The organism is Cedecea sp. NFIX57, assembly GCF_900177785.1.
GTDB lineage: Bacteria > Pseudomonadota > Gammaproteobacteria > Enterobacterales > Enterobacteriaceae > Cedecea > Cedecea neteri_C.
This window is the reverse complement of the sequence record NZ_FXAS01000015.1, coordinates 91,597-118,463: the sequence shown is the minus strand read 5'-3', so window position 1 is coordinate 118,463 and position 26,867 is coordinate 91,597. Positions and strand designations below refer to the sequence as shown.

Here is a 26,867-nt window from a genome sequence, read left to right as displayed (position 1 = left end):
TATTGCGTCAGGTCACTTTTAGTCGGTTACGGAAAAAAATAGTTTTCGCAGAACGTAACAAAGTCAGGGTAAAACGTACCTTTAACCGTAGACGATAACGGCCAGGCTTTGTGGCCATCGGGATTGGCGATCCCGCCGCTTTGCCGTAGAATGCCAGCCCTTACTCAACGTGCCAAAACCCAAGGTGGTTAATCACAAACCCCGTATCCTTCGCTCCGGATACGTCATTTATGGGACAGCGTAAAAAATTGAAAAAACAGCCTCGTTCGCACTCCATGCTGGTCAACCTGGCGGGAGTCGCCAAGCGCTTTGATGGTAAATCCGTAATTTCTGACTTCTCCCTCACCATCAATCATGGTGAATTCCTGACGTTGCTCGGCCCTTCCGGCTGCGGCAAAACCACCGTACTGCGCCTTATTGCCGGGTTAGAAACCGTCGATGCCGGGCAAATCACGCTCGATAATCAGGACATCACCCACGTGCCTGCCGAGCACCGCCACGTGAATACCGTTTTCCAGAGCTATGCCCTGTTTCCGCACATGACGGTGTTTGAAAACGTCGCCTTTGGCCTGCGGATGCAGAAAACACCGGCGGCGGAAATCACCCCGCGCGTGACTGAAGCGCTGAAAATGGTGCAGCTGGAAGAGTTCGCCCAGCGCAAGCCGAACCAGCTTTCCGGTGGCCAGCAGCAGCGTGTGGCAATTGCCCGCGCGGTGGTGAACAAGCCTCGGTTGCTGCTGCTCGATGAGTCGCTGTCGGCGCTGGACTACAAGCTGCGCAAGCAAATGCAGAACGAGCTGAAAGCCCTGCAGCGCAAGCTCGGTATTACGTTTGTGTTCGTCACGCACGATCAGGAAGAAGCCCTCACCATGTCCGACCGTATCGTGGTGATGCGCGACGGCAAGATTGAGCAGGACGGCACGCCGCGAGAAATTTACGAAGAGCCAAAGAACCTGTTTGTGGCGAGCTTCATTGGCGAGATCAACATCTTCGATGCAACAGTGCTCGAGCGCATCGACGAGCAGCGCGTGCGGGCGAACGTGGAAGGCCGCGAATGCCACATCTTCGTGAACCAGCCGGTGACCGTCGGGCAAAGCCTGAAGGTGCTGCTGCGCCCGGAAGATTTGCGCGTGGAAGAGATCAACGACGCCCGCGAAGTGGACGGGCTGATTGGCTACGTGCGCGAGCGCAACTACAAAGGCATGACGCTGGAGTCCACCGTCGAGCTGGAAAACGGCAAGATGGTGATGGTCAGCGAGTTCTTTAACGAAGACGACCCGGACTTTGACCATTCGCTTGATCAAAAAATGGCGGTGACCTGGGTAGAAAGCTGGGAGGTTGTGCTGGCAGATGAAGAGCTCGCGTAAATTCCAGAATGTGGTGATTGCCACCGTGGTGGGCTGGCTGCTGCTGTTTGTCTTCCTGCCCAACCTGATGATCATCGTCACCAGCTTCCTGACTCGCGATAACGACAACTTCGTGAGCCTGGTGTTTACGCTGGATAACTACACCCGGCTGGCCGACCCGCTGTACGCCCAGGTACTGCTGCACTCGCTGAACATGGCGGCGATAGCCACGCTGGCCTGCCTGGTGCTCGGCTACCCTTTCGCCTGGTTTCTGGCGCGGCTGCCGGAAAAGGTGCGCCCGCTGCTGCTGTTCCTGCTGATTGTGCCGTTCTGGACCAACTCGCTGATCCGCATTTACGGGCTGAAGATTTTCCTCAGCACCAAAGGCTACCTCAACGAGTTCCTGCTGTGGCTGGGGCTTATCGACACGCCGATCCGCATCATGTTCACCCCGAGCGCGGTGATTATCGGCCTGGTGTATATCCTGCTGCCGTTTATGGTGATGCCGCTTTACTCCAGCATTGAGAAGCTGGACAAGCCGCTGCTTGAGGCGGCGCGGGATCTCGGCGCCAGCAAGCTACAAACTTTTGTGCGCATTATTCTGCCGCTGACCATGCCTGGGATTGTCGCCGGTTGCCTGCTGGTGATGCTGCCGGCGATGGGGCTGTTCTACGTGTCGGATTTGATGGGCGGTGCGAAAAACCTGCTGATCGGCAATGTGATTAAGAGCCAGTTCCTCAACATTCGCGACTGGCCGTTCGGTGCAGCGACGAGCATTACGCTGACGCTGGTGATGGGCCTGATGCTGCTGGTGTACTGGCGCGCGGCGCGCCTGCTTAACAAGAAGGTGGAACTGGAATGATCGGACGCCTGCTTCGCGGCGGCTTTATGTCCGCCATTTACGCTTTTTTGTATATCCCGATCATCATCCTGATCGTCAATTCGTTTAACAGCTCGCGCTTCGGCATTAACTGGCAGGGCTTTACCACCAACTGGTACAACCTGCTGATGAATAACGACAGCCTGCTGCAGGCCGCAAAGCATTCGCTGACGATGGCGGTGTTTTCCGCCAGCGCCGCCACGCTTATCGGCTCGCTTACCGCCGTGGCGCTGTACCGCTATCGCTTTCGCGGCAAGCCGTTCGTCAGCGGGATGCTGTTTGTGGTGATGATGTCCCCGGACATCGTGATGGCTATCTCGCTGCTGGTGCTGTTTATGCTGCTGGGAGTATCGCTTGGCTTCTGGTCGCTGCTGTTTTCCCACATCACCTTCTGCCTGCCGTTTGTGGTGGTCACCGTTTACTCGCGCCTGAAAGGGTTCGACGTAAAGATGCTGGAAGCGGCGCGTGACCTGGGCGCGAGCGAGCTGACCATTCTGCGCAAGATTATTCTGCCGCTGGCGATGCCTGCCGTGGCCGCTGGCTGGCTGCTGAGCTTTACCCTGTCGATGGACGATGTGGTGGTATCTTCGTTCGTGACCGGGCCGAGCTACGAGATCCTGCCGCTAAAAATTTACTCGATTGTCAAGGTCGGCGTCTCGCCAGAAGTCAACGCCCTGGCCACTATTCTGCTGTTACTTTCACTGCTGCTGGTGATCGCCAGCCAGCTGATTCTTCGCGATAAAACTCAACCTCAGGGGACGTTAAAATGAAAAAATGGCCACGCCACCTGCTTGCTGTGGGCGCTCTGGCGCTCAGCTTCGGCGCCGCACATGCCGACGACAGCAAGACGCTTTATTTCTACAACTGGACCGAGTACGTGCCGCCAGGCCTGCTGGAGCAGTTCACCAAAGAGACCGGCATCAAGGTGATTTATTCGACCTACGAGTCGAACGAAACCATGTACGCCAAGCTCAAGACCTACAAAGACGGCGCGTACGATTTAGTGGTGCCATCCACCTACTTTGTGGCGAAGATGCGCAAAGAAGGGATGATCCAGAAGATCGACAAGAGCCAGCTCAGCAACTTTAAAAATCTCGACCCGGATATGCTGAACAAGCCGTTCGACCCGAATAACGACTATTCCATCCCGTATATCTGGGGCGCTACGGCAATTGGCGTGAACAGCGACGCTATCGATCCGAAGAGCGTCACCAGCTGGGCCGACCTGTGGAAGCCGGAGTATAAGCAGAGCCTGCTGCTGACCGACGACGCGCGCGAGGTGTTCCAGATGGCGCTGCGCAAGCTTGGCTTGTCTGGCAACACGACCGATCCGAAAGAGATTGAGGCCGCGTACCACGAGCTGCAAAAGCTGATGCCCAACGTGGCGGCGTTTAACTCCGACAACCCGGCCAACCCGTATATGGAAGGCGAAGTGAACCTCGGCATGGTGTGGAACGGCTCGGCCTACGTGGCTCGCCAGGCCGGGACGCCACTGGAGATCGTCTGGCCGAAGGAAGGCGGGATTTTCTGGATGGATAACCTGTCGATTCCAGCCAACGCGAAGAACGTCGACGGTGCGCTGAAGCTGATCAACTTCCTGCTGCGCCCGGACGTCGCTAAGCAGGTGGCGGAAACCATCGGTTACCCGACGCCAAACCTCGAAGCCCGCAAGCTGCTGCCGAAGAATGTGGCGGAAGATAAGTCGCTGTACCCGGATGCGGAAGTGATTAAGGCTGGCGAGTGGCAGAATGATGTGGGTGACGCGAGCGCGCTGTATGAGTCTTATTATCAGCGGTTGAAGGCGGGGCGGTAGGTCTAACTTCGCCAACCCTCACCCCGACCCTCTCCCTGGAAGGGAGAGGGGGAAAACAACTGACTTATTCTCGATCCAATTCCCTCTCCCCTTTGGGGAGAGGGTTAGGGTGAGGGGCTCAGAAGAACTACAATCCCTTCAAAAGTTTATCCACAAACTCCGGCACCACCTGGCTCGCCAGCCCGTAATGCTTCTCTTCAAACTCGCTGCCGACCTGGCTTGGCTCCAGATTCAGCTCCACGGTATGCGCCCCCTGCAAACGCGCCTCGTGCACAAAGCCCGCCGCCGGGTAAACGTGCCCGGAAGTCCCAATGGCAATGAAGTAGTCTGCGGTGGCGATCGCCTGGTAAATCTCGTCCATGCCCAGCGGCATTTCGCCGAACCAGACGACGTGCGGACGCAGTGCCGAGGAAATCTGGCAGCAGTGGCAGCGGTCTTCCGGGGTAATGTCGTCCTTCCAGTCCAGCACCTGGCCGCTGCTGGCGCAGCGAACCTTGAGCAGTTCGCCGTGCATATGGATGACGTTTTTACTGCCCGCCCGCTCGTGGAGGTTGTCGATATTCTGGGTGACCAGCACAAAATGGTCGCCCAGCGCCTCTTCCAGCTTCGCCAGCGCCAGGTGCGCGGCGTTGGGCTGGATTTCCGGCTGCTGAAGCTGGCGGCGGCGGTCGTTATAGAACCGCTGCACCAGCGCCGGGTCGCGGGCGAAGCCTTCCGGCGTCGCCACGTCTTCGACGCGGTGCTCTTCCCACAGCCCGTCGGCAGCCCGGAAGGTACGAATACCTGATTCGGCGGAGATCCCCGCCCCGGTCAGTACAACAACTCTTGGTCTGTCCATCGCTTCCGGCCCTGTCCTGTCTCTGAAAAAGATGCGCTGACGCAAACGTTGGCGCAGCAGGCGTTTGTTCTTCCGAAACCGGCTCAGCCGGTGCTGACGACGAGAAAGCATGACTTACTCCGTGTAGTGGAGGAATGCCGCACCACGCATACCGCCTGCGTCACCGTGGCGAGCCTGTTCAATACGCGGCACTGCGGCAACCGGCAGCAGGTACTTCGGCAGGCGTTCCGGCAGTTGAGCGTAGATATCGCTAAAGTTAGACAATCCTCCGCCAATCACCACCAGATGCGGGTCAATTGAGGTCAATAAATTGCCGAGGCAGGCGGCCAGCAGCTCCAGGAAACGGTCCACGTGCTCGATGGCCTGTTCGTCGCCCTGGCGGTAGCGGGAGATGATCTCTTTCGCGTCCAGCGGCTCCTGGTAGAAGTGCTGCCACAGCCAGGCAAAGCCGCGCCCGGAGAGGTAGTTTTCGATGCAGCCGTTTTTCCCGCACCCGCAGCGGGTAAACGGAATATCGCGCCCGAGGATTTCCAGCGCGTCTACCGGCAGGCGGGTATGGCCAAATTCGCCGGTGATGTAGCTGCGGCCGGTGATAGATTTGCCGTTAATGATGATGCCGCCGCCGACGCCGGTGCCGAGGATCAGCCCCATCACCACCGGGTAGTTGAGGAACTCGTCGTCCCAGGCTTCGGAAAGCGCGAAGCAGTTGGCGTCGTTGTCGATGCGCACGTCGCGCTCAAGCATGGCACTGAGATCGGCGCGAAGCGGTTTGCCGCTGGCAGCCGGAACGTTAGCGGCATACAGCGTGCCGTCGTCGGTTTCCGGCATGCCCGGAATGCCAATGCCGACCGAGCCGCGGCAGTTAAACTTCTCGTCGGCCTGCGCCACCAGCCCGACCACCGCGTCGAGGAAATTTTCGTAACTGTCATGAGGAGTAGCAACCCGGGCTTCCCAAAGTAAACGCCGCTGCTGGTCGTAAACGCCGAGTGCAATCTTAGTGCCGCCGATATCAAATCCGTAATACATCGCTGCTCCCAATGCCCGCTGTGCTTCAAGCTGCGCCTGGATTCTGCCGGGTCACAGCTCGAATGATGTAGGGCAAATTATAGTTAATTGAATTTATTGTCCGCTTAGCACCCTTGCCGGATCGATATTGCTTGCGCGCCGGGCCGGGTACCAGCTAGCCAGAAGGCTAAGGACCAGCGCCGTCACCAGAACGTAAACCACGTCCAGCCAGTGCAGCTCAGAAGGTAAGAAATCAATGAAATAAATATCACCGGACAGGAAATGGTGCCCGATGAGTTTTTCAATCACGCCGATAATATTGGTCAGCTGCCACGAAGCCAGCACGCCCACCACCACGCCGCTGACGCTGCCAAGCAGCCCGGCCAGCAGCCCGTACCAGACAAAAATAGCGCGGATCAGGCCGTCTTTGGCGCCCAGCGTGCGCAGCACCGCGATGTCGCTGCTTTTGTCTTTCACCGCCATCACCAGCGTGGAAACGATGTTAAAGCAGGCCACACCTATCACCAGCACCATCGCCAGATACATGATGGCGCGGATCATCTGGATGTCGCGGTACATATAGCCGTAGGTATCAATCCAGCTGCTGATACGCACGTAGGAATTGGTTGCCAGCCCGGCGTCACGCACCAGCTGCCGGGCGTTAAACACGTCATTCACCTTGATGGCTATCCCGGTGACGCTATCGCCCATATCCAGGTAGCCCTGAGCATCCTGCAGTGGCACCATCGCCAGGCTGTGATCCAGTTGGCCGCTAAGGGACAGAATACCGGCGATTTGCAGTCGGACACGCTTGGGCTGCATCAGCTTGGTGCCGCCGTCGTTGTTGGGGATCATGATCGACACCCAGTCGCCCTGCTTCACCTTCAGCGCGTCCGCCACGCCTTTGCCCATAATGATTTGCTGCTGCCCGGCCTTGAAGTTCGCCCAGGCATTGTTCTGGACGTATTGTGGCAGAGCGCTCAGCTGCGTTTCCTGCACCGGATCAACGCCCTTCACTTCAACTGCGCGCAGATTCGCCCCGCTCTCCACCAGCCCGGTAAAACGAATATACGGCGCGGCGGCCACGATGCCTTTGACGCCTTCCACCTCGGGTAGCGCCCGCTGCCAGTTGGTAAAGGGCTGGTTCACCGGCTCAATGTCACCGTGGGGCACCACGGCAAGAATGCGGTTTTTCAGTTCGCGCTCGAAGCCGTTCATCGCACTCAGGCCGACGATCAGCACCGCCACGCCCAGCGCGATGCCGAGCGTGGAAATCACCGAGATCAGCGACACCATGCCGCTGCGGCGTCGCCCGCGGCTGAAACGCAGGCCAATCAATAGAGAAAGCGGGGAAGCCATTACTGCGCTCCCATCAAGGTCAGATCGCTGGTTAAGCGGCCATCGCGCATTTCCAGCTGGCGAGACATGCGTTTCGCCAGCTGCAGATCGTGGGTTACCACCAGGAATGCGGTGCCCTGGCGCACGTTCAGCTCGCCCAGCAGCTCGAAAATACTGTCGGCGTTGCGCGCGTCCAGGTTACCGGTCGGCTCATCCGCCAGCACCAGACGCGGGTTGTTCACCAGCGCACGGGCAATCGCCACGCGCTGACGTTCGCCGCCGGACAGCTCCGACGGGCGGTGGCTGCTGCGGTGATCCAGCCCAACGGCGGCCAGCATCTCCAGCGCTCGCTTCTGCACTTCTTCCGGCTTTTTCTTGCCGATAAGCAGCGGCATTGCCACGTTTTCCAGCGCGGTGAAGTCCGGCAGCAGGTGGTGGAACTGGTAGATAAAGCCCAGCTCGCGGTTACGCAGCTCCGCCTTCGCCGCCGAGGAGAGTTTGCTCATCGCCTGGCCGTTGAACACCACGTCGCCGGAAGTCGGCGTGTCCAGGCCGCCCAGCAGGTGCAGCAACGTACTTTTGCCGGAGCCAGAGCTGCCGACAATCGCCATCAGTTCACCCGCGTTGATGCTGAAGCTGACATCGTGCAGCACATCCGTTTGCACCTTGCCTTCCTGATAGCGTTTGCACAGGTTGTCACACTGCAACAGGACAGAATTACTCATAACGTAAAGCCTCAGCGGGTTGGGTCGCGGCGGCGCGCCACGAAGGGTAAAGCGTGGACAGCAAAGCAATGGCCATCGCCACAATGGCAATCACCACAACCTGTACCGGTTCGATGGCGACCGGCAGGGCCGCGCCATCAAGCAGGATGCCGATGATCGGCATTAAATTATTCAACTGGCTGGCAAGCAGCGCCCCGAGTAAAGCCCCGAGCAGCGCGCCAATCACGCCCGCACCCGCGCCCTGCACCATAAACACCGTCATAATCTGGCGGCGGGTCAGCCCCTGGGTTTGCAGAATCGCCACCTCGCCCTGCTTTTCCATCACCAGCAGGCCAAGGGAAGTAATAATGTTAAAGGCGGCGACGGCCACGATCAGGCTCAGCAGCAGCCCCATCATGTTTTTCTCCATGCGCACGGCCTGGAACAGCTCGCCTTTGCGCTCGCGCCAGTCTTTCCATTCGGTGCCCTGCGGCAGCGTTTGTTGGCTCAGCACATCGACCTTGAGCGGCTCAGCCAGCCACAGACGCCAGCCGGTGATATTCCCCGCCGGGTAGCGCATCAGTCGCGAGGCGTCCTGCTGGTTGACCAGCATCTGGTAGCCGTCCACTTCGCTGCTGGCGGCGAAGGTACCAATCACGGTGAACAGACGCTGGCTCGGCAAACGCCCCATCGGCGTAAACTGGCTGGCGGACGGCACCATAATGCGAATGGTTTCCCCGCGCTTAACGCCCAGCGAGCCGGCGAGCTGTTCGCCGAGGATGACGTTGTACTGCCCGGCCACCAAATCGGCTTGCTTGACGTTAACCAGGTACGGGGAAAGCGGATCTTTCTCGTCCGGCTGCACGCCCAGCATTACGCCCACGCCCACGCTGCGGGCGCTTTGCAGCACCACGTCACCGGTAGTCAGCGGCGCAATACGCGTCACGCCCTGAAGCTTCAGGGAATCGGCGGGAAGTTGCTGGGGATTAATAGAGCCGGAAGGTGACGTGATTAACGCCTGCGGCATCAGGCCGAGGATGTTGTTTTGCAGCTCACGCTCGAAGCCATTCATCACCGAAAGAACCGTGACCAGCGCCATCACCCCGAGGGTGATACCAATCGTCGACAGCCAGGAGACAAAGCGACCGAAGCGGTCCGCTGCTCGCCCACGCATGTAGCGCAGGCCTATAAATAACGCGACAGGTTGATACATGAAATCCGTCTTGTTGCGGGTTGCCTAAGCAAAGATCCGGGAAGTATACGACACCTCCCCGGCCAAATGAATTCCGTCGACTAAATTATTCCCGTTACATCTCAAGTGCCTGCACCTTTTCCTAAATTTACCAAATCAGCGCCAAAAACGGACAATTGAGGTCGAGATCGCATCGGTTTGACACCAGGATAGCAAGCCCATGACAACTGGAGCCCGTCACGACGCGGATATCACATGAAGAAAAAGCAACTCTGGATCAACCAAATCAAAGGATTATGCATTTGCCTGGTGGTTATCTACCATTCGGTGATTACTTTCTACCCTCACCTCACATCTCTCGGGCCCGGCCTGAATCTGTATGTCGCGAAACTCTGGGTTTACCTTAATCTCTACCTCGCGCCCTTCCGAATGCCGGTGTTCTTCTTTATTTCCGGCTACCTGATCACCCGCTACATCCATGAAGTGAAATGGCGAGACAGCGTGGACAAGCGGCTGTGGAACATTTTTTACGTACTGCTGCTGTGGGGCTTGATCCAGTGGATCGCGCTGACGCACCTTAACCAGTGGCTGGCACCCGATCTTGAGCGCAATCCGGCATCTAACGCCGCCTACGCCGACTCGCTGGGGCAGTTTGCTCTTAGCATGGTGAAGGCCAGCACCAGCCTGTGGTACCTCTACGCCCTGCTGGTTTACTTCGTGATGTTTAAAGCCCTGCGCCGCTACCGCATTCCGGTGCTGCTGACGCTGATGGGCATCAACGTTGTTATCGCCTTTGTGCCGCTGCCGTGGTGGGGGCTGAACAGCGTGGTGCGTAATATGGTGTATTACGGCCTCGGCGCGTGGTTTGGCCCTTTGCTGATGGCCTGGATGAAGGACTTCCGCTTTTCGCAACACCCGTTTGTCTGCGCAGGCATAGCCCTGGGATCGCTGGCGCTTTACTTTGTCAACGTGCCGCTGGTGATTTCTCTGGTGTCTATCGTGGCTATCCTGCGCGGGTTCTATTTGCTGAACGGCTGGCGCGAAGCACGTGAAGATGGCTTCCTGAACGTGGTGGGCTCGAATACGATTGCCATTTACACCACGCACCGTATTTTGATCGAAGCGATAAGCCTGGTGATGCTGGCTAAAATCAACAGCGGTGAGCTTTCTGACACGCTGGTGCTGGCGATTCTGCTGGTCTACCCGTTTGTTAGCCTGGGTATTTGTACGCTGGTTGGCCTCGGTTTCCGCAAGCTTTCCGTCGCGCTATTCGGCGATCTGTTTTTCTCGCCCCCCGCACAAATCTCCGCCAGCAGATAAATACTTCAGCAGCCCGCCTGAGCGGGTTGCTTTTCTGCCCCAGCGTCCCTATTTCGGTGATTCGGTTGCTTATACAAAGCGATCGGGGATAATAATATCCAACTGCTTATCAATGGCTCGCGCACCGTTTGCCCTCAGGCTGACGGCACAACTTACGAGATCCTGACGCAATCTATGCCTGAACACTATCGCTATTCCTTACCCGTAAAAGCCGCCGAACAACGCCTGCTGGGCGAGCTGACCGGTTCGGCCTGTGCGACCGAAGTCGCCGAAATCGTTGAACGCCATAGCGGCCCGGTGGTGCTGATTGCCCCGGATATGCAGAACGCGCTGCGCCTGCATGATGAAATCACCCAGTTCACCGACAACCTGGTGGTCAATCTCGCCGACTGGGAAACGCTGCCTTACGACAGTTTCTCGCCGCACCAGGAAATCATCTCCTCGCGCCTGTCCACGCTTTATCAACTGCCGACCATGCAGCGCGGCGTGCTGATCATGCCGGTGAACACGCTGATGCAGCGCGTTTGCCCGCACAGCTATCTGCACGGCCACGCGCTGGTGATGAAAAAAGGCCAGCGCCTGTCGCGCGATAACCTGCGCGCACAGCTGGAACAGGCCGGGTATCGCAGCGTCGATCAGGTAATGGAACATGGCGAATTTGCCACCCGTGGCGCCCTGCTCGACCTCTACCCAATGGGCAGCGCCCAGCCGTACCGCATTGACTTCTTTGACGATGAAATCGACAGCCTGCGCGTCTTCGACGTGGATTCCCAGCGCACACTGGAAGAAGTGGACGCCATCAATCTGCTGCCGGCCCATGAATTCCCGACCGACAAAAACGCCATTGAGCTGTTCCGCAGCCAGTGGCGCGACAAGTTCGACGTCAAGCGTGACGCCGAACATATCTACCAGCAGGTGAGCAAAGGCACGCTGCCTGCCGGGATCGAATACTGGCAGCCGCTGTTCTTCAGCGAACCGCTGCCGACGCTGTTTAGCTATTTCCCGGCCAACACGCTGCTGGTGAATACCGGCGATCTGGAAGCCAGCGCCGAGCGCTTCTGGCTGGACGCAAATGCCCGCTTTGAGAATCGCGGCGTAGATCCTATGCGCCCGCTTCTGCCGCCGGAAGATCTGTGGCTGAAAACCGACTCGTTGTTTAGCGAGCTGAAAGCCTGGCCGCGCGTACAGCTCAAAACGGATTCGCTGGCGAAGAAAGCCGCCAACGTGAACCTGGGTTACCAGCCGCTGCCGGATCTGGCCGTGCAGGCACAGCAAAAAGCCCCGCTGGACAGTCTGCGTAAGTTCCTCGAGTCCTTCACCGGGCCGGTGATTTTCTCGGTCGAAAGTGAAGGCCGCCGTGAAGCGCTGGGCGAACTGCTCGGGCGCATCAAAATCGCACCAAAACGCATTTACCGTCTGGAAGAAGCCGAAGGCACTGGCCGCAACCTGATGATTGGTGCCAGCGAACACGGCTTTATAGATACCCTGCGCAACCGGGCGCTGATTTGCGAAAGCGACCTGCTGGGCGAGCGCGTCAGCCGCCGTCGCCAGGACAGCCGCCGCACCATTAACCCGGACACGCTGATCCGCAACCTGGCCGAGCTGCATGCGGGTCAGCCGGTGGTTCACCTGGAACACGGCGTAGGCCGCTACGCCGGACTGACCACGCTGGAAGCCGGGGGCATTACCGCCGAATACCTGATGCTGACCTACGCGGGCGACGCCAAGCTTTACGTCCCGGTTTCGTCCCTGCACCTGATCAGCCGCTACGCGGGCGGTGCCGACGAAAATGCGCCTCTGCACAAGCTGGGCAGCGATGCCTGGTCCCGAGCTCGCCAGAAGGCAGCGGAGAAAGTCCGCGATGTCGCCGCCGAACTGCTGGATATCTATGCGATGCGCGCCGCAAAAGAAGGCTTTGCCTTTAAGCACGATCGCGAGCAATACCAGCTTTTCTGCGACAGCTTCCCGTTTGAAACTACCCCGGATCAGGCCCAGGCCATCAACGCCGTGCTGAGCGACATGTGTCGCCCGCTGGCGATGGACAGACTGGTGTGTGGCGATGTCGGCTTCGGTAAAACCGAAGTGGCTATGCGCGCCGCATTCCTGGCGGTGGAGAACAACAAGCAGGTGGCGGTGCTGGTGCCGACGACCCTGCTGGCTCAGCAGCACTACGACAACTTCCGCGACCGCTTCGCCAACTGGCCGGTGCGCATTGAGATGCTCTCCCGCTTCCGCAGCGCCAAAGAGCAGACGCAAATTCTGGAACAGGCCAGCGAAGGTAAAATCGATATTCTGATCGGCACCCATAAGCTGCTGCAGGCCGACGTGAAATGGCGCGATCTGGGGCTGTTGATCGTCGATGAAGAGCACCGCTTCGGCGTGCGCCACAAAGAGCGTATTAAAGCGATGCGCGCCGACGTGGACATTCTGACGCTGACCGCGACGCCAATTCCACGAACCCTGAATATGGCAATGAGCGGCATGCGTGACTTGTCGATCATCGCCACGCCGCCGGCTCGCCGCCTGGCGGTGAAAACCTTCGTGCGCGAGTACGACAATCTTGTGGTGCGGGAAGCCATCCTGCGTGAAGTGCTGCGCGGTGGCCAGGTGTATTACCTCTACAACGACGTCGAAAATATCCAGAAAGCCGCCGACCGCCTGGCAGAACTCGTGCCGGAAGCACGTATTGCCATCGGCCACGGCCAAATGCGCGAGCGCGAGCTGGAACGCGTGATGAACGATTTCCACCACCAGCGTTTTAACGTACTGGTGTGCACCACGATCATCGAAACCGGGATCGATATTCCGACCGCCAATACCATTATTATTGAGCGGGCCGACCACTTTGGTCTGGCGCAGCTTCACCAGCTGCGTGGCCGCGTCGGACGTTCTCACCACCAGGCCTATGCCTGGCTGCTGACACCGCATCCGAAAGCGATGACCACGGACGCGCAAAAGCGCCTGGAGGCGATTGCCTCGCTGGAAGATTTAGGTGCCGGGTTCGCATTAGCTACCCACGACCTGGAAATTCGCGGGGCGGGCGAGCTGCTGGGAGAAGACCAGAGCGGGCAGATGGAAACTATCGGCTTCTCGCTCTACATGGAGCTGCTGGAAAACGCCGTCGATGCGCTGAAAGAGGGCCGAGAGCCTTCTCTGGAAGATCTCACCAACAGCCAGACGGAAGTCGAGCTGCGGATGCCCGCCCTGCTGCCGGATGATTTTATTCCCGACGTCAATACGCGCCTGTCGTTCTATAAGCGCATCGCCAGCGCCAAAGGCGAGCACGAACTGGACGAGCTGAAAGTCGAGCTGATCGACCGATTTGGCCTTCTGCCGGATGCGGCGCGTAATCTGCTGGATATCGCCGCGCTGCGCCAGCAGGCACAAAAGCTGGGCGTGCGTAAGATTGAAGGCAATGAAAAAGGCGGCACCATCGAGTTCGCGGAGAAAAACCACGTTGATCCGGTGTGGCTGATTGGCCTGCTGCAGAAGCAGCCGCAGCACTACCGCCTGGATGGCCCTATCCGACTGAAGTTCTTCCAGGAGCTTGAGGATCGGAAAACGCGCATGGAATGGGTGCGTAACTTTATGCGCAACCTGGCGGAAAACGCCGCGGCCTGATGCCTCTGCGCCTTACCGCCCGGTAAGGCGCAATTTTCTGTGACATTTACACATCCTTTGCAATCCCCAGGACTTCCCGACACGCAGTTCAGCGATAATTGGCGTTTATCTGCCTCAATAATTAGCCATTAATATCGCAGGGTTTAAGCTATGTTTGCATCGCGTACTTTGTCTTTCCGCCGCTGGTTTACCGCCGCAGCCTTACTGGGCGCCGCGGCCATGGCGCTGCCCGCCAGCGCTAACGATTATCCGCTTCCCACCGCTAACAGCCGCCTGATCGGCAAAAACCTGTTCCATCAGGTTGAAAACGATGGTGGTTCACTGGAGGCTATTGCCAAAAAATACAACGTCGGTTTCCTGGCATTGCTGCAGGCCAACCCGGGCGTGGATCCTTATGTTCCCCGTGCCGGGAGCGTGCTGACAATCCCGCGCCAGATGCTGCTGCCGGATGTCCCGCGCGAGGGCATTGTGATTAACCTTGCCGAACTGCGCCTGTACTACTTCCCTGCCGGGAAAAACAGCGTCACCGTTTACCCGATTGGCATTGGCCAGTTGGGAGGCGATACGCTGACGCCGACAATGGTGACAAAAATCTCCGATAAACGCGCTAACCCGACCTGGACGCCAACGGCCAATATTCGTGCGCGTTACCTGGCACAAGGGATCAAGCTCCCGGCCGTAGTTCCTGCCGGGCCGGATAACCCGATGGGGCACCACGCGATTCGCCTGGCGGCGTTCGGCGGCGTGTACCTGCTGCACGGCACCAACGCCGACTTCGGCATCGGTATGCGCGTCAGCTCCGGCTGTATCCGCCTGCGCGACGGCGATATTAAAGCGCTGTTTAACACGGTTCCGGTCGGCACTTCGGTTCGCATCATCAACACGCCAATCAAAGCTTCCGTTGAGCCGGACGGCTCCCGCCTGGTTGAAGTTCACCAGCCGCTGTCCAAAGCGATTGATGACGACCCGAAAGTCCTGCCGATTGTTCTGAACGAGCAGATGACGCAGTTCCGCAATGCACCTAAAACCGATGCGCAGGTGATGGAACAGGCCATGGAGCATCGTTCCGGGATGCCGGTCAACGTCAATGCCCATGTGGCCGACCAACCAGCAAACGAAATCTAAGTTCAGGTTTTAGACGTAAAAAAAGGCCCTGTCTTGCGACAGGGCCTTTTGCTTGCAGTGGCATATAACGAATAAGGTCAAACGTATTGAGGGTTAACGTCTGGCTTATTTATAGATGACGGCAGTACCGTGCAGGGTGTTCGGACCGTTAACGGAGGTAATACGGAACGATTTAGCGCCCATTGCATCGGCCTTCGCGGCCAACTGTTCTTCCAGGGAAGAGAGGTTGCTGCCCGCATCGGCGCTGATAGTGCCGACTTTTTGCTGGCCGGCAGGCGTGGCGGAGACTTCTACAGCCGCAAAGCTTGCAAATGAGAGTGAGCTAATGACGGCGGCAGCGAACAGCGTAGTTAAGGTTTTCATGATTCAGGTCCTAAGCAGGTGAATGTTAGGTCGTTAAACTTAATTAGTTAACGATCGATAACTAAATCATAAACGTGATCTACATCACGCGTCAACACATTTTAATAACGACCGTTAACTAATTAAAAAAAACGCTATTTTTCATTGTGATAAGAAATAATTATTTTTCATAACATGGCGCTGGCTACCGCCGCCGATTATTTTTATAATAAGTGTTCACTAATTAGACAGAGGTTAAACGGCAGGTATGGCAACCGAGACATTAAGTTGCAGCAAAAAAAGCCGTGGCCGTCCAAAGGTGTTTGACAGGGAAGCAGCACTCGACAAGGCCATGACACTCTTCTGGCAGCATGGCTATGAAGCAACATCCATGGCGCATCTGGTAGAAGCCACCGGGGCAAAAGCCCCAACGCTCTATGCGGAGTTCATCAACAAAGAAGGGTTGTTTCGCGCGGTGCTGGATCGCTATATCGCGCGCTTTGCGGCTAAGCACGAGGCCTGCCTGTTTTGTGAAGAGCAGACCATGGAAGCCGCGCTGGAGAACTATCTTTCCGCGGTCGCGCAATGCTTTACCGACAAGAGCACGCCCGCTGGTTGCTTTATCATTTGCACCTCATCCGTGCTGGCCGCGTCGTCGGAAGACATCGCCGCGACGATAAAAGCCCGCCATGCCGTGCAGGAACAAACGCTGGTGCGTTTCCTTGAAATGCGCCAGCAAAAAGGCGAGATCCCGGCGGAGCGCAATATTCGCTGCCTGGCGAAATACCTGTGCTGCATCATTCAGGGGATGTCGGTCAGCGCCCGCGAGAACGCCAGCTATGAAGAGTTAATGCAGATTGTGAAAACCACGGTGATGTTAATGCCGCAGCTGAAGAAGATCTGATTATGGGGCGGCCAATGGCCGCCCTTTTACTAACGAACTCGCCCTTTCGCCCAGTAGGCCATAAAGTTAATCGCTTCATGTTCAACGCCGCGCTCGCCGATCAAATGGCGGCGCAGCAGCTTAACCACCGTCGACTCCGCCGCGACCCAGCCGTAAAACTCGTTGCTGCCGGTGGTGGCTTTATCCCACAGCAGTTCGCCTTCGGCCTCTTCCTGAACAGCTTCATGATGGCCGCTTTCCGGCACCCTCGCCTGCATTTTTACCGCCTGAATCAGGCATTCGCCGTGGGTGGCAGAGACGGTTTTGCGCGGCAGCCAGTTGATCTCGGCGAAGCCATAGGCGCTTAAGTCCACGCAGTCCCCCTCGTCCGGCACTTCAAAAAAGGCCTGTATTTTTGGTGGCTGAGCCTGGCGAGCCAGCATTTCCAGAATGCCGCGAGCGGCTGGCAAAGCAGTTTCATCGGCGATAATCAGCGCATTGCGTAACCCGGCAGGCGGCGTCCATTCATAGCCGCCGCTGTCTTCCGGATGGGCGGCGTTGGGGGCCACAATCTGGATAGCATCACCGGGGACAGAATTAATCGCCCATGCGGAGGCCGGGCCTTCGGTGCCGTGGCTGACAAATTCCACCGTCACTTCCTGCCGGGCAGGATCGACATGGCGCAGCGTATAGGTACGGATCACCGGGCGCTTCTCCTTCGGCATCCCCTGGGCAATCTGGTACCACTGCCCTTCGGCAGGCAGTGACGGCGGCGTCCCGTCTTCGGACGGAAACAGCATTTTAATACGCTGATCCGGCGAGTCACATTTCATCTGCGCCACATCAGGCCCGCTAAACACCAGACTCAGCAGCGAAGGCGACACGGCCGTTTTCCGCGCCAGTTGAACGTTAAACAGACGATAGCCCTGAACTCCAGCCATAACTTTTCCTTACGCTTAAATTGCAGAATGACGTGAACGGTGGCGACTGCGCCAGATAACGCCAGACACCACGGTAAATAATACGGCGGCTAAAAAGGCCACCATAATCAGCGCCGCCTCGGCCCCGGTTTTAGACACCAGCGGCACCAGCATGGCGCAAAGCCCGTAGCCCAGGGTATGGCTGGTCGCCACCCAGCCGGCCCCCGCGCCATCGGCAAGCTTATCGTTCAGCAGCAGCTGATAGGCCGGGGTCGCCAGCGCCGCCCCGAACGACAGAAGCGCACAGCCAACATAAAACAGCCACAGCTGGACAGAAATCATCATCGCCAGGCCAACGATCATCAACAGGCCGGCGCTTAACAGCAGCGCCATCGGCGTCAGGCGCTGAGGCCGGAGCACGCCGAACTGCGCGGAGAGCGAGGCCACCGCGGCCAGGCTCAGCAGCCAGGCTACCTGATGGCTAATCGAGGCGGTATCCGTCGCAAACTGGCGGGCAAGCGCCGGAGAAAGCCCCAGCTGCATCAGGCTGACCGAGGCGGAAAGCAGCAAAGCACAAAGCAGATAAGGCAGGCAGTCCGGGCGAAGGCGAGCGCTTTTACGTTCGGCGGCGGGCTGCGGCGGCGTGCCGGGCAAACGCAACAGCATCACCAGCGCCAGCAGCGGGGCGACCATCAGAAGTCCCAACGGCGCCAGCGGGTGAATCGCCAGCATGCCAGCGGCGCAAAGCGGGCCAAATAAGCGCCCGCTGCTAAGCCCGGAGCTGATCGTGGCCAGCGCCGCCATGCGCTTTCCTTCCCCGGCACGCTGCAGCGCCCAGACCTGGCAGGCCGGAACCATCGCCGAGACGGTCAACCCGTAGATAATCCGCGCCACAATCAATATGCCCAATCCGAGATAACCCGCGACCGCATCCGTGGCCAGCAGCAGGCAGCCAAGCCCCAGCAGCATAAAGCTTACGCCATAGCCTCCGAGTGCCCAAAGCACCACGGGCTTACTGCCCAGGCGCGCAATCTGTTTCCCCCACCACGGCGAGGAGGGTAAAAACAGCATCGACCCAAGCGTTAACAATGCCGCCCAGGCGGACAGGCTCAAATGTGTCTGCATCACCAGCACCGGGATAGCGACCAGCAGGCCATTTTGCCCGACGCCAAGCAGCCCGGCGCTCAGCGCAAGTGGCCAACAGGAAAGGGATTTTTGCGGCGAATCCGCCAGTTCAAGCGATGTCAAAATGTTACTAACCCGTGGAGTTATTGTGCGTATTTGTAAAATTAATTTTATCTATTCTAACAATTGTTATTGATAATGAGAAACGTTATCGGCAGAATTCGCATTATCATAACGCGTGGAAACTGTTTGATGATGACTTTGCCAAATAAAACGCTGGCCTGGGATGTGGCCGCACAGTGCTTTCTTAATTCCCTTGTCCGTGAAACCAACGACTGGCGACTGACCGACAGCCATCCAGCCGAACTTATTATTCCCCTGGGGGAACAGCAGGCGCTCCACTTCAAGGTGGCCTACTTCTCCCCCACCCAGCATCACCGCTTCGAATTCCCGGCTCGTCTGGTCAATGCCACCGGCAGCCAGCCGATAGATTTCGCCACCCTTTCCCAGCTGATTGTCGACAAACTCCAGCACCAGCAAATGCTGCCGGCCACAGGCTGCGAGGCGTTTTATCAACGCGTAATGGAAAGCCATGCCCACACGCAGCAGGCGATTGAAGCCCGTCATGACTGGAATGGGCTGCGCGAAAAAGCGCTGAATTTTGGTGAAGCCGAGCAGGCATTGCTGGTGGGTCACGCCTTCCACCCGGCGCCGAAATCCCACGAACCGTTTAACCAGCAGGAAGCCGAGCGCTACCTGCCTGACTTCGCCCCCCACTTCCCGCTGCGCTGGTTTGCCGTAGATAAAAGCTACCTGGCGGGTGAAAGTCTGCATCTCAATCTGCAGCAGCGCCTGACGCGCTTTGCCGCTGAAAATGCGCCGCAGCTGCTGAGTGAACTGAGCGATAACCAATGGCTGTTCCCGCTGCATCCGTGGCAGGCGGGCTATTTGCTGGAGCAGGACTGGTGCCAGCAACTGGTCGCTAAAGGGCTGGTGAAAGATTTAGGCGAGGCGGGCGCGCCATGGTTACCGACCACATCTTCACGCTCGCTGTACTGCGCCACCAGCCGTGACATGATCAAATTCTCCCTGAGCGTGCGCCTGACCAACTCCGTGCGCACGCTGTCGGTGAAAGAAGTTAAACGCGGCATGCGCCTGGCACGTCTGGCGCAAACTGACCGCTGGCAAACGCTGCAGGCCCGTTTCCCGACCTTCCGCGTGATGCAGGAAGACGGCTGGGCCGGGCTGCGCGATCTCCACGGCAACATCATGGAAGAAAGCCTGTTTGCCCTGCGCGAAAACCTGCTGGTTGAGCAGCCGCAGGGCCAGACTAACGTGCTGGTTTCCCTGACCCAGTCAGCCCCTGACGGCGGAGATTCTCTGCTGGTTGCCGCCGTGAACCGCCTTAGCACTCGCCTGGGGATCACGCCGAAACAGGCCGCACACGCCTGGGTCGATGCCTATTGCCAGCAGGTGCTGAAGCCGCTGTTTACCGCAGAAGCGGATTACGGCCTGGTGCTGCTGGCCCACCAGCAAAACATTCTGGTGGAGATGCAGCAGGATCTGCCGATCGGGCTTATCTACCGTGACTGCCAGGGCAGCGCCTTTATGCCGCATGCCGCCGGCTGGCTCGACATTATTGGCGAAGCACAGGCGGAAAACGTCTTTACCCGCGAACAACTGTTGCGCTACTTCCCTTACTACCTGCTGGTCAATTCGACCTTCGCCGTCACCGCCGCGCTGGGTGCTGCGGGGCTGGATAGCGAAGTGAACCTGATGAGCCGTGTACGCAGCGCGCTTAGCGCCGTGCGCGACGAGGTGACGCATAAAACCTGCCTCGACTATGTGCTGGAAAGCCCGCACTGGAACGTGAAGGGGAACTTCTTCTGCTACCTGCACGACCATAACGAAAACACCATCGTCGATCCGTCGGTCATTTACTTCGACTTTGTAAACCCGCTGCTGGCTCAGGAGGGCTGAATGTTTCAGGCATCTATTGTTCACGGCGGCCACGGGCTGCGCTGTGAAAAACTCAATAAGCCTCTGAATCTGAACTGGGGCCAGGACGGCGGCGCGGTTCTGCACTGGCCGGGCGAACTGCCCGCAGGCTGGCTACGCGATGCGTTGGATCAGATGTTCGTCGCGGCACCGCAGCTTACGTCCATCGTGCTGCCTTACGCCGAATGGCGGGAAGAGCCGCAGGCGCTGGTGCTGTTCGATCTGCTAAAAAGCGACATCGTTCACCGCGCGACCTTCTGGCAGCTGCCTTTGTGGCTCAGCGCTCCGCCTAAGCACGCTTCCGGCGAAATGGTGTTTGACGCTGAGCGCGAGATCTACTTCCCGCTGCGCCCTGCCCGCCCGTCCGGGGAAGTTTACCGCCGCTACGATCCGCGCGTTCGCAAAACGCTGAGCTTCCGCGTGGCCGATCCGGTGCAGGACGCAGAGCGTTTTACCCGCTGGATGAACGATCCGCGCGTGGAGTATTTCTGGGAGCAGAGCGGCTCACTGGAGGTACAAACCGCGTATCTGGAACGTCAGCTCACCGGGAAACATGCGTTTCCGCTGATCGGCTGCTTTGACGACCAGCCGTTCAGCTACTTCGAAATTTACTGGGCCGCGGAAGATCGCATTGGCCGCCATTATCCATGGCAGCCCTTTGATCGCGGCCTGCATTTGCTGGTGGGCGAGCAGCAGTGGCGCGGCGCGCACTATGTGCAAAGCTGGCTGCGTGGGCTGACTCACTATCTCTTGCTGGACGAGCCGCGCACCCAGCGCACCGTGCTGGAGCCGCGCGCTGACAACCAGCGCCTGTTCAAACATCTGGAGCCAGCGGGTTATGCGACGCGCAAGGAATTTGACTTCCCGCACAAGCGTTCACGCCTGGTCATGGCGGACCGTCACAACTTCTTTAGCGAGGTAGGCCTGTAATGAATCGCAAGGACTGGGATTTCGTTAACCGCCAGCTGGTAGCAAAAATGCTGGCTGAGCTGGAGTACGAGCAGGTTTTTCAGGCCGAATCGCTGGACGACAATCGCTACTGCATCAGCTTAGCCGGGGCCGAGTGGCATTTTAACGCCGAGCGCGGCATCTGGGGCTGGCTGTGGGTAGACGCCCAGACGCTGCGCTGCGCGGACGAGCCTGTGCTGGCGCAGACGCTGCTCATGCAGCTCAAGCCGGTGCTGTCGATGAGCGACGCTACCGTGGCCGAGCATATGCAGGATCTGTACGCCACGCTGCTGGGCGACCTGCAGCTGCTGAATGCGCGCCGAGGCATGAGCGCTGAAGACTTGATCGACCTCGACGCCGACCGCCTGCAGTGCCTGCTGAGCGGCCACCCGAAATTTGCCTTTAACAAAGGGCGTCGCGGCTGGGGCAAAGAGGCGCTGGAGCGTTATGCGCCGGAGTATGCCAATACCTTCCAACTGCACTGGCTGGCGGTCAAACGCGAGCATATGGTCTGGCGCTGCGACAGCGAGCTGGATATTCAGCAGCTTATCTCCACCGCGATGGACGAGCAGGAACTGGCCCGCTTTACGCAGGCGTGGCAGGACAATGGCCTGGATGACAACTGGCTTCCTCTGCCGGTGCATCCGTGGCAGTGGCAGCAGAAAATCGCGCTCGATTTCGTGGCCGATCTCGCCGAAGGCAAGATGGTTTCTCTGGGCGAATTTGGCGACCAGTGGCTGGCCCAACAATCGCTGCGTACCCTGACCAACGCCAGCCGCCAGGGCGGTTTAGACATCAAGCTGCCGCTGACGATTTACAACACCTCCTGCTATCGCGGTATTCCGGGCAAGTACATTGCCGCCGGGCCGCTGGCTTCCCGCTGGCTGCAAAACGTCTTCGCTACCGACAGCACGCTGGTGAAAACCGGCGCGGTGATCCTCGGCGAACCGGCTGCCGGTTATGTTTCTCATACAGGTTACGCCGCGCTGGCTCAGGCGCCCTATCGCTACCAGGAGATGCTGGGCGTTATCTGGCGCGAGAACCCGACTCGCTGGCTGAAGCCTGATGAGACGCCGATTCTGATGGCGACCCTGATGGAGTGCGACGAGAACAATCAGCCGCTGATTGGGGCCTATATTGCCCGCTCTGGCCTGGATGCAGAAGCCTGGCTGACGCAGATGTTCCGCGTGGTGGTGGTGCCGCTGTATCACCTGCTCTGCCGCTACGGCGTGGCGCTGATCGCCCACGGACAAAATATTACGCTCGCCATGAAAGACGGCGTGCCGCAGCGCGTGCTGCTGAAAGATTTTCAGGGTGATATGCGTCTGGTGAAGGATGAGTTCCCGGAGATGGACTCCCTGCCTCAGGAAGTGCGGGACGTAACCGCCCGCCTGAGCGCCGACTATTTAATTCATGATTTGCAGACCGGCCATTTTGTGACGGTGCTGCGTTTTGTTTCGCCGCTCATGGCCCGCCTTGGCGTGCCGGAGAGACGCTTTTATCAGCTGCTGGCCGCAGTGTTGAGTGATTACATGCAGGAACACCCGCAAATGTCGGCGCGTTTTGCGCTTTTCTCACTCTTTAAGCCACAAATCATCCGCGTTGTGCTGAACCCGGTAAAACTGACCTGGCCTGACCAGGACGGCGGCAGCCGCATGCTGCCGAATTACCTCGAGGATCTGCAAAACCCGCTGTGGCTGGTAACCAGGGATTGAATTATGACAAACACTGTTGATTTTATTGGCGTAGGTATCGGCCCGTTTAACCTGAGCATTGCGGCGCTGTCTCACGAAGCAGAGGGATTTAGCAGCCAGTTCTTTGACAGCCGCCCTGACTTTGCGTGGCACCCGGGCATGCTAGTGCCGGACTGCCATATGCAGACCATGTTCCTGAAAGACCTGGTCAGCGCCGTGGCCCCCACCAGTCCGTTCAGCTTTGTGAACTACCTGGTGAAACGTAAAAAATTCTACCGTTTTCTGACCACTGAGCTGCGCACCGTCTCGCGTGATGAGTTTTCGGACTACCTGCGCTGGGCCGCAGAGGGTATGAATAACCTGCAGTTTAACCAGACGGTTGAGCGCGTTGACTTCGACGAGCAGCGCAAGCTGTTTGTGGTGCAAACCGGCCAGGGGGAAACGCTGGCGCGCAACATTTGCCTCGGGATTGGCAAACAGCCTCACCTGCCGCCGTGCGTAAAAACCGCCACGCCAACCTGCTTCCACGCCAGCGAAATGAGCCTGCGCCTGCCGAATCTGTCCGGGAAACGCGTCACGGTTGTCGGCGGCGGGCAAAGCGGCGCCGACCTGTTCCTGAATGCGTTCCGTGGCGCCTGGGGCGAGGTTGCCGAAGTGAACTGGGTTTCACGCCGCAATAACTTTAACGCGCTGGATGAGGCCGCGTTTGCCAACGAATACTTCACGCCGGAATACGTCACTGGCTTTGTGGGTCTGAATGAAGACGCTCGGCAGAAAATGCTCGATGAGCAGAAGATGACCTCCGACGGCATTACCGCCGATTCGCTGCTGACCATCTACCGCGAGCTGTATCACCGCTTTGAAGTGCTGGGGTTACCGCGCAATGCGCGCCTGCTGCCGAGCCGCTCGGTCACCGGCCTTGAAAGCCGCGGTCAGGGCTGGCAACTGCTGCTGGAGCACCATCTGGACAAGGGCTATGACACGCTGGACAGCGACGTGGTGATTTTCGCCACAGGCTACCGCCCGACGCTGCCGCAGATGCTTTCGCCGTTAATGCCGCGCATGACGATGCTTGATGAGTGCAACTTCAAAGTGCGCGACGACTTTACGCTGGAGTGGAACGGCCCGGCCGGAAATAACATCTTCGCGGTCAACGCCAGTATGCAAACCCACGGCATTGCCGAGCCGCAGCTGAGCCTGATGGCGTGGCGCTCCGCCAAAATTCTGAATCGCGCGCTGGGGCGTGATTTGTTCGATCTCAGTACGCCGCCCGCGCTGATTCAATGGCGCAGCGGCAGCCGGGAAAAACCGCAGCATACCGCTGCGTCCTTAACTCACTACTCCTCAAAATCATTCGAAATGCAGCCTGGCGCTAACTGAGTTTATCCCCCGGAACGCAGACCGCTGCGGGACGGGGGTAACCGTTAACCCCGTGACAGATTGAAGAATGACGAGGACACAGCATATTTGGGCCGATGTTTGTCAGCCCGTATGAAGGAACAATGATGATAACCAAAAAGCAAACGCTTTGGGCGCTCAATCCGTTACTGCTCGCCATGATGGCGCCGGCAGTGGCACAGCAAACCAGTGACGAGACGATGGTGGTTTCTGCCAACCGCAGCAACCGCACCGTCGCCGAAATGGCCCAGACCACCTGGGTGATCGAGAAAGCCGAACTGGAGCAGCAGATCCAGGGCGGCAAAGAGTTTAAAGACGCCCTGGCCCAGTTGATCCCCGGCCTCGACGTCAGCAGCCAGAGCCGTACCAACTACGGCATGAACGTCCGTGGTCGCCCGCTGGTCGTGCTGGTTGACGGCGTGCGTCTCAACTCTTCCCGTACCGACAGCCGCCAGTTGGACTCTATCGATCCGTTCAACATCGATCATATTGAAGTCATTTCCGGTGCGACCGCGCTGTACGGCGGCGGCAGTACCGGCGGGCTTATCAACATCGTGACCAAAAAAGGCCAGAAAGATACGCAGGTAGAGTTTGAAACCGGTATCAAGAGCGGCTTTAACAGCAGCAAAGACCACGATGAGCGCGTCGCCAGCGCCATTTCCGGCGGGAACGACCATATTTCTGGCCGTGCGTCAGTGGCCTATCAGAAATTCGGCGGCTGGTTTGACGGCAACGGCGATGCCACCCTGCTCGACAACACCCAGACCGGTTTACAGTATTCCGATCGCCTGGACGTGATGGGCACCGGGACGCTGAACATCGATGAAAACCAGCAGCTGCAGTTAGTCACCCAGTACTACAAAAGTAAGGGCGACGACGATTACGGCCTGAATCTCGGGAAAAACTTCTCTGCCATCAGCGGGACGAGCAGCCCGTACGTCAGCAAAGGGCTGAACTCTGACCGTGTGCCGGGCACAGAACGCCACCTGATCAGCATGCAGTATTCCAACAGCGATCTCCTCGGCCAGGAGCTGGTGGGCCAGGTTTACTACCGTGATGAGTCGCTGCTGTTCTATCCGTTCCCGACGGTAAACGCGAACAAAAAAGCGACCGCGTTCTCCTCTTCCCAGCAGGACACAAACCAGTACGGCGCTAAGCTGACGCTGAACAGCAAGCCGCTCGACGGCTGGCAGCTGACCTACGGGCTGGACGCGGACCACGAGCGCTTCACCTCTAATCAGATGTTCTTCGATCTTGCCCAGGCCAGCGCCTCCGGTGGCCTGAACAACCAGAAAATCTATACCACCGGGCGTTATCCGGCGTATGACATTAGCAACATGGCCGCGTTCCTGCAGTCCAGTTATGACATCAACGAGATCTTCACCCTGAGCGGCGGCGTACGTTACCAGTACACCGAGAACAAGATTGATGATTTCATCGGCTTCGCGCAGCAGCAGCAAATTGCAGCCGGTACGGCAAAATCTGCTGACGCCATTCCTGGCGGCTCCACCGACTACGACAATTTCCTCTTCAACGCCGGTTTGCTGATGCACATCACCGAGCGTCAGCAGGCCTGGCTGAACTTCTCCCAGGGCGTAGAGTTGCCAGATCCAGGTAAATACTACGGCCGTGGCACCTACGGCGCGGCGGTTAACGGCCATTTTCCGCTGACCAACAGCGTCAACGTCGGCGCGAGCAAACTGCAGGGCGTGAAGGTTGATTCCTACGAACTAGGCTGGCGTTACACCGGCGACAGCCTGCGTACGCAGATTGCTGCCTACTATTCGCTGTCCGATAAGAGCGTGCTGGCGAATAAAGACCTGACCATCAGCGTTGTTGACGACAAGCGCCGTATTTACGGCGTGGAAGGCGCAGTGGACTACTTCATTCCGGACACAAACTGGAGCACCGGCGCTAACTTTAACGTCCTGAAAACGGAATCCAAAGTTAACGGTAGCTGGCAGAAATATGACGTGAAAGTCGCCAGCCCATCGAAAGCGACTGCTTATATTGGCTGGGCGCCGGATCCGTGGAGCCTTCGAGTGCAGAGCACAACTTCGTTTAACGTGAGCGACGCGGCAGGCTATAGCATCGACGGTTACACGACTGTTGATTTGCTCGGCAGCTACGAGCTTCCGGTGGGTAAACTCAGCTTTAGCGTCGAAAACGTCTTTGACCGTGATTACACCACCGTTTGGGGCCAGCGTGCGCCGTTGTACTACAGCCCAGGCTACGGTCCTGCTTCGCTGTATGACTACAAAGGCCGTGGCCGTACCTTCGGCATGAACTACTCCGTACTGTTCTAAGCCTCTTCCTTGCCCGGCAGTTGCCGGGCAAGTTCACACGCTTACCCTTCCTAACAGTTTATCCCTCGACC

At 58.3% G+C, this 26,867-nt stretch carries 21 protein-coding genes; 13 read left to right on the top strand and 8 right to left on the bottom strand.

Annotated elements, in window-relative coordinates; all coding sequences use genetic code 11:
• Window positions 1-230: 230 nt before the first annotated feature.
• Genes potA through potD form a run of 4 tightly spaced genes read left to right on the top strand, consistent with a single transcriptional unit; the run spans window position 231 to window position 4,039 of the window.
• Window positions 231-1,367, top strand: a complete 1,137-nt coding sequence (gene potA / locus B9Y90_RS14805; RefSeq protein WP_039292022.1) for a spermidine/putrescine ABC transporter ATP-binding protein PotA — start codon at window positions 231-233, stop codon at window positions 1,365-1,367.
• The gene (gene potB, locus B9Y90_RS14800) at window positions 1,351-2,208 is read left to right on the top strand and encodes a spermidine/putrescine ABC transporter permease PotB (RefSeq protein ID WP_039301993.1); all 858 of its coding nucleotides are present in this window, start codon (window positions 1,351-1,353) and stop codon (window positions 2,206-2,208) included. Before potA ends, potB begins: the two co-directional genes overlap by 17 nt.
• Window positions 2,205-2,996, top strand: coding sequence for a spermidine/putrescine ABC transporter permease PotC (gene potC, locus B9Y90_RS14795; RefSeq protein ID WP_085541665.1), 792 nt, complete (start codon window positions 2,205-2,207; stop codon window positions 2,994-2,996). The genes potB and potC overlap by 4 nt, the downstream gene beginning before the upstream one ends.
• The gene (gene potD / locus B9Y90_RS14790) at window positions 2,993-4,039 is read left to right on the top strand and encodes a spermidine/putrescine ABC transporter substrate-binding protein PotD (protein ID WP_085541664.1); all 1,047 of its coding nucleotides are present in this window, start codon (window positions 2,993-2,995) and stop codon (window positions 4,037-4,039) included. Before potC ends, potD begins: the two co-directional genes overlap by 4 nt.
• A gap of 127 nt (window positions 4,040-4,166) precedes the next feature.
• Here potD and cobB read toward each other — a convergent pair whose 3' ends face one another.
• The 5 genes from cobB to lolC form a co-directional block, all read right to left on the bottom strand.
• The gene (cobB, locus tag B9Y90_RS14785) at window positions 4,167-4,988 is read right to left on the bottom strand and encodes a Sir2 family NAD+-dependent deacetylase (RefSeq protein ID WP_085541663.1); all 822 of its coding nucleotides are present in this window, start codon (window positions 4,986-4,988) and stop codon (window positions 4,167-4,169) included.
• 3 nt (window positions 4,989-4,991) lie between these two features.
• Window positions 4,992-5,903, bottom strand: coding sequence for an N-acetylglucosamine kinase (gene nagK, locus B9Y90_RS14780; RefSeq protein ID WP_039292009.1), 912 nt, complete (start codon window positions 5,901-5,903; stop codon window positions 4,992-4,994).
• 93 nt (window positions 5,904-5,996) lie between these two features.
• Window positions 5,997-7,241, bottom strand: a complete 1,245-nt coding sequence (gene lolE, locus B9Y90_RS14775; RefSeq protein ID WP_039292006.1) for a lipoprotein-releasing ABC transporter permease subunit LolE — start codon at window positions 7,239-7,241, stop codon at window positions 5,997-5,999.
• Window positions 7,241-7,945, bottom strand: a complete 705-nt coding sequence (lolD, locus tag B9Y90_RS14770) for a lipoprotein-releasing ABC transporter ATP-binding protein LolD (RefSeq protein WP_039292004.1) — start codon at window positions 7,943-7,945, stop codon at window positions 7,241-7,243. Before lolD ends, lolE begins: the two co-directional genes overlap by 1 nt.
• Entirely contained in the window at window positions 7,938-9,137 is a 1,200-nt protein-coding gene (gene lolC, locus B9Y90_RS14765) for a lipoprotein-releasing ABC transporter permease subunit LolC (RefSeq protein ID WP_039292001.1), read from the bottom strand. The genes lolD and lolC overlap by 8 nt, the downstream gene beginning before the upstream one ends.
• A 234-nt stretch (window positions 9,138-9,371) precedes the next feature.
• Between lolC and B9Y90_RS14760 the strand changes: the two genes are divergently transcribed.
• The 3 genes from B9Y90_RS14760 (at window position 9,372) to ldtC (ending at window position 15,182) form a co-directional block, all read left to right on the top strand.
• Window positions 9,372-10,436: an acyltransferase family protein gene (locus tag B9Y90_RS14760; protein ID WP_085541662.1), complete on the top strand. Its 1,065-nt coding sequence runs from the start codon at window positions 9,372-9,374 to the stop codon at window positions 10,434-10,436.
• A gap of 174 nt (window positions 10,437-10,610) precedes the next feature.
• Window positions 10,611-14,057, top strand: a complete 3,447-nt coding sequence (gene mfd, locus B9Y90_RS14755; protein WP_085541661.1) for a transcription-repair coupling factor — start codon at window positions 10,611-10,613, stop codon at window positions 14,055-14,057.
• A 150-nt stretch (window positions 14,058-14,207) separates the two neighbouring features.
• Window positions 14,208-15,182 carry a L,D-transpeptidase LdtC gene (ldtC, locus tag B9Y90_RS14750; RefSeq protein WP_085541660.1) on the top strand — a complete coding sequence of 325 codons (975 nt, stop codon included), beginning with the start codon at window positions 14,208-14,210 and terminating at the stop codon, window positions 15,180-15,182.
• A 105-nt stretch (window positions 15,183-15,287) separates the two neighbouring features.
• On the opposite strand, the gene bhsA is transcribed toward ldtC, so the two are convergent.
• On the bottom strand, window positions 15,288-15,545 hold the full coding sequence (bhsA, locus tag B9Y90_RS14745) for a multiple stress resistance protein BhsA (protein WP_039291989.1): 258 nt from the start codon (window positions 15,543-15,545) through the stop codon (window positions 15,288-15,290).
• Window positions 15,546-15,792: 247 nt separating this feature from the next.
• On the opposite strand from bhsA, the gene B9Y90_RS14740 reads away from it, so the two are divergent.
• Window positions 15,793-16,428, top strand: a complete 636-nt coding sequence (locus tag B9Y90_RS14740) for a TetR/AcrR family transcriptional regulator (protein WP_008453420.1) — start codon at window positions 15,793-15,795, stop codon at window positions 16,426-16,428.
• A gap of 29 nt (window positions 16,429-16,457) precedes the next feature.
• Here B9Y90_RS14740 and B9Y90_RS14735 read toward each other — a convergent pair whose 3' ends face one another.
• Both B9Y90_RS14735 and B9Y90_RS14730 read right to left on the bottom strand, forming a co-directional pair.
• Entirely contained in the window at window positions 16,458-17,348 is an 891-nt protein-coding gene (locus B9Y90_RS14735) for a siderophore-interacting protein (protein ID WP_008453422.1), read from the bottom strand.
• A 15-nt stretch (window positions 17,349-17,363) separates the two neighbouring features.
• Window positions 17,364-18,575, bottom strand: coding sequence for an MFS transporter (locus tag B9Y90_RS14730; RefSeq protein ID WP_085541659.1), 1,212 nt, complete (start codon window positions 18,573-18,575; stop codon window positions 17,364-17,366).
• A gap of 132 nt (window positions 18,576-18,707) precedes the next feature.
• Here B9Y90_RS14730 and iucA point away from each other — a divergent pair, with 132 nt between their 5' ends.
• From iucA to iutA, 5 genes are all read left to right on the top strand, one after another.
• Entirely contained in the window at window positions 18,708-20,432 is a 1,725-nt protein-coding gene (gene iucA / locus B9Y90_RS14725; RefSeq protein ID WP_085541687.1) for an aerobactin synthase IucA, read from the top strand.
• Window positions 20,433-21,380: a N(6)-hydroxylysine O-acetyltransferase gene (iucB, locus tag B9Y90_RS14720; protein ID WP_085541658.1), complete on the top strand. Its 948-nt coding sequence runs from the start codon at window positions 20,433-20,435 to the stop codon at window positions 21,378-21,380.
• Window positions 21,380-23,113, top strand: coding sequence for an aerobactin synthase IucC (iucC, locus tag B9Y90_RS14715; RefSeq protein WP_085541657.1), 1,734 nt, complete (start codon window positions 21,380-21,382; stop codon window positions 23,111-23,113). Before iucB ends, iucC begins: the two co-directional genes overlap by 1 nt.
• A gap of 3 nt (window positions 23,114-23,116) precedes the next feature.
• The gene (gene iucD / locus B9Y90_RS14710) at window positions 23,117-24,472 is read left to right on the top strand and encodes an NADPH-dependent L-lysine N(6)-monooxygenase (protein ID WP_085541656.1); all 1,356 of its coding nucleotides are present in this window, start codon (window positions 23,117-23,119) and stop codon (window positions 24,470-24,472) included.
• 122 nt (window positions 24,473-24,594) lie between these two features.
• The gene (gene iutA / locus B9Y90_RS14705; RefSeq protein ID WP_085541655.1) at window positions 24,595-26,796 is read left to right on the top strand and encodes a ferric aerobactin receptor IutA; all 2,202 of its coding nucleotides are present in this window, start codon (window positions 24,595-24,597) and stop codon (window positions 26,794-26,796) included.
• Window positions 26,797-26,867: the final 71 nt, after the last annotated feature.

Bases quoted from the DNA above. Each gene is read 5' to 3' on its own strand.
- potA (WP_039292022.1), top strand. From the start codon at position 231: ATGGGACAGCGTAAAAAATTGAAAAAACAGCCTCGTTCGCACTCCATG.
- potB (WP_039301993.1), top strand. From the start codon at position 1,351: ATGAAGAGCTCGCGTAAATTCCAGAATGTGGTGATTGCCACCGTGGTG.
- potC (WP_085541665.1), top strand. From the start codon at position 2,205: ATGATCGGACGCCTGCTTCGCGGCGGCTTTATGTCCGCCATTTACGCT.
- potD (WP_085541664.1), top strand. From the start codon at position 2,993: ATGAAAAAATGGCCACGCCACCTGCTTGCTGTGGGCGCTCTGGCGCTC.
- cobB (WP_085541663.1), bottom strand. From the start codon at position 4,988: ATGCTTTCTCGTCGTCAGCACCGGCTGAGCCGGTTTCGGAAGAACAAA.
- nagK (WP_039292009.1), bottom strand. From the start codon at position 5,903: ATGTATTACGGATTTGATATCGGCGGCACTAAGATTGCACTCGGCGTT.
- lolE (WP_039292006.1), bottom strand. From the start codon at position 7,241: ATGGCTTCCCCGCTTTCTCTATTGATTGGCCTGCGTTTCAGCCGCGGG.
- lolD (WP_039292004.1), bottom strand. From the start codon at position 7,945: ATGAGTAATTCTGTCCTGTTGCAGTGTGACAACCTGTGCAAACGCTAT.
- lolC (WP_039292001.1), bottom strand. From the start codon at position 9,137: ATGTATCAACCTGTCGCGTTATTTATAGGCCTGCGCTACATGCGTGGG.
- B9Y90_RS14760 (WP_085541662.1), top strand. From the start codon at position 9,372: ATGAAGAAAAAGCAACTCTGGATCAACCAAATCAAAGGATTATGCATT.
- mfd (WP_085541661.1), top strand. From the start codon at position 10,611: ATGCCTGAACACTATCGCTATTCCTTACCCGTAAAAGCCGCCGAACAA.
- ldtC (WP_085541660.1), top strand. From the start codon at position 14,208: ATGTTTGCATCGCGTACTTTGTCTTTCCGCCGCTGGTTTACCGCCGCA.
- bhsA (WP_039291989.1), bottom strand. From the start codon at position 15,545: ATGAAAACCTTAACTACGCTGTTCGCTGCCGCCGTCATTAGCTCACTC.
- B9Y90_RS14740 (WP_008453420.1), top strand. From the start codon at position 15,793: ATGGCAACCGAGACATTAAGTTGCAGCAAAAAAAGCCGTGGCCGTCCA.
- B9Y90_RS14735 (WP_008453422.1), bottom strand. From the start codon at position 17,348: ATGGCTGGAGTTCAGGGCTATCGTCTGTTTAACGTTCAACTGGCGCGG.
- iucA (WP_085541687.1), top strand. From the start codon at position 18,708: ATGACTTTGCCAAATAAAACGCTGGCCTGGGATGTGGCCGCACAGTGC.
- iucB (WP_085541658.1), top strand. From the start codon at position 20,433: ATGTTTCAGGCATCTATTGTTCACGGCGGCCACGGGCTGCGCTGTGAA.
- iucC (WP_085541657.1), top strand. From the start codon at position 21,380: ATGAATCGCAAGGACTGGGATTTCGTTAACCGCCAGCTGGTAGCAAAA.
- iucD (WP_085541656.1), top strand. From the start codon at position 23,117: ATGACAAACACTGTTGATTTTATTGGCGTAGGTATCGGCCCGTTTAAC.
- iutA (WP_085541655.1), top strand. From the start codon at position 24,595: ATGATGATAACCAAAAAGCAAACGCTTTGGGCGCTCAATCCGTTACTG.